Source organism: Paraburkholderia sp. RL17-373-BIF-A, assembly GCF_046030175.1.
Classification (GTDB): domain Bacteria; phylum Pseudomonadota; class Gammaproteobacteria; order Burkholderiales; family Burkholderiaceae; genus Paraburkholderia.
The window spans coordinates 1-2,037 of the sequence record NZ_JARESO010000218.1 but is presented as its reverse complement, the minus strand read 5'-3'; the positions used below and the strand labels follow the sequence as shown (position 1 = coordinate 2,037).

Below are 2,037 nucleotides of genomic sequence, written 5' to 3'. Positions count from 1 at the left end.
ACTTAAGCGTTGTTAAGAAGCGTAAAAGCGAGATTTAATCCACGATACGCAGAGCATGTGCGGCCTTAATTATTTTACATATACGGCAAAATTAGGCTTACAGCTAATTGGCGCTATCAGCTCGCCTGTGCGAGGAGAGGCGTGTCACGAGGCAAGCAAGCTCCATCAAGTCCGCTACCGTGAACAGCGCACGTTCTTGCCCCATGGTGACTTCAGGATCAGGCTCGCTCATATCGGTCCACTTCGGGGGAACGGAGCAGAAGCTCTTGTCGTCGATGCGCAGCAAGAGACGCTTGCCGGAGCGGTTATAGCGCTCGCCAACGCAGACGAGCTGCCGGCCACTTAATGGATGGAAGGGATGAGTTATGCGGACAAGCTGCGCCGAGGTAGCAACAAGGCCTGCATTCCGAGCTATGTTACAAGCGCCTTGAGCGGGACCGCTTCGTATGGCCGCGCAAGGAAGCGGTGCTCATGCTGCGAATAGAGCAACTTCACTGGTTACTCGAGGGCATCGACGTCGAAGCGATGCGCGCACATCCAAGGCGCTATTATCAGCGCGTGACCTGAAACGCGAACCAGCATCGCTGGTCTAATTCAGCGATGCCGCCACCATCCTCATCCTCATCCTCATCCTCTACCGACGAACTGCAGGCACTGCGCGCAAAACTCGTTGCCATGAAGGGCGAGTTGCGTGTGGTGACCGTCGAACGCGATTTGCTGCGCAAGAAGCTTAAGGCCTATCAGCGGCAGCTGTTTGCCTCTAGGAGCGAAGTGCGCGGTGCTGAGCAACGCGACCTCTTCTTGAACGAAGCAGAAGCGCTCGCAACGGGATGCGAGCCGGCGCAAGAGACCGAAACGGGACAGAGCGTCGAAGTCGGCGCGCATGAACGCAAGAAGCGTGGGCGCAAACCGTTGGACCCAATGCTGCCTCGCGAGGTCGTGCGCCATGAGTTGCCCGAATTAGAACGCGTCTGCGCACACGACGGCCACGCGCTGGTCGAGATCGGCGCCGAGATCAGCGAGCAACTCGATATCGTGCCGCAGCAGGTTCGCGTCATTCCGTCATTCAGCACCAGCGAATCAAATACGCGTGTCCTTGCCGCGATCTCGGCATCAAGGTGACGCCGGCGCCTGCGCGCATCATCCCGAAAGGCTTACTCACTGAATCAGCGCTTGCATGGGTGGTTGTGAGTAAGTTCGCTGACGCGCTGCCGCTGTACCGAATCGCCGCGTTGCTGCACCGTTTCGGTGGTGATCTCTCGCGCGGCACGCTGGCAGCAAGCGTAGTGCGCGTCGACACGGCAGTGCAGCCGCTGATTAACCTGATGCGCGACCACTTGCTCGAGGCCGACATCGTCTACGGCGATGAAACGACGGTGCAGGTACTAAAAGAGCCAGGCCGTGCTGCGCAACGCAAGAGCTACATGTGGGCACAGATGAACGGTACTGGACCACCAGGCGTATGTTCAGTTACAGTCCCACGCGCGGCGCAGCGCAGCGCGGCGCAGGCCGCGGTGCTCTATGCTGGCATTAAACCCGGCGCGGTGTTGATGAACGACGGCTACCAGCCGTACAACGAAATCGCCCGAACAAACCAACTGGTGCACCTCGGACGCGGGGCGCACGCGCGACGTTACCTGATTGAGGCCGAAGAGGACCTCCCGAAGGAACAGCGCGGCGGCAATCATCCGGTGAGCGAATTCATTCGGCTGATCGGCCAGCTGTTTGCCGTTGAGGCACGATCCGAACACATGACGCCGGAGCAGCGGCAGCAACTCAGACAGGCCAGAAGTCAGCCAGTTCTTGATCAGATCGAGGCGCTGCTATCGCGTCATCTGAACACGGTGCTGCCGCAAAGCGGGTTCGGCAAAGCGCTTCAATATCTGCGAGGCCAGTGGCCCAAGCTCGTTCGCTACGTCAACAACGGAGCGTGGCCCATCTCAAACAACCCGCGTGAGAACGCGATCAGACCGTTCACGGTTGGACGCCGCAACTGGCTCTTCAGTTGTATTAGTCTAGACCGGACCTGACAGGTAG

The 2,037-nt window shown here is 59.0% G+C and carries 2 protein-coding genes and 1 pseudogene; 2 read left to right on the top strand and 1 reads right to left on the bottom strand.

The window, feature by feature from the left end:
* Positions 1–103: 103 nt before the first annotated feature.
* Positions 104–367 carry a DUF5372 family protein gene (locus P0D80_RS49775; protein WP_408296006.1) on the bottom strand — a complete coding sequence of 88 codons (264 nt, stop codon included), beginning with the start codon at positions 365–367 and terminating at the stop codon, positions 104–106.
* A 32-nt stretch (positions 368–399) separates the two neighbouring features.
* Here P0D80_RS49775 and tnpB point away from each other — a divergent pair, with 32 nt between their 5' ends.
* Both tnpB and tnpC read left to right on the top strand, forming a co-directional pair.
* Positions 400–567 carry an IS66 family insertion sequence element accessory protein TnpB gene (tnpB, locus tag P0D80_RS49770; RefSeq protein WP_408296004.1) on the top strand — a complete coding sequence of 56 codons (168 nt, stop codon included), beginning with the start codon at positions 400–402 and terminating at the stop codon, positions 565–567.
* Between the two features lie 33 nt (positions 568–600).
* Positions 601–2,003: pseudogene (gene tnpC, locus P0D80_RS49760) on the top strand (IS66 family transposase); the annotation flags it as partial.
* Positions 2,004–2,037 lie beyond the last annotated feature (34 nt).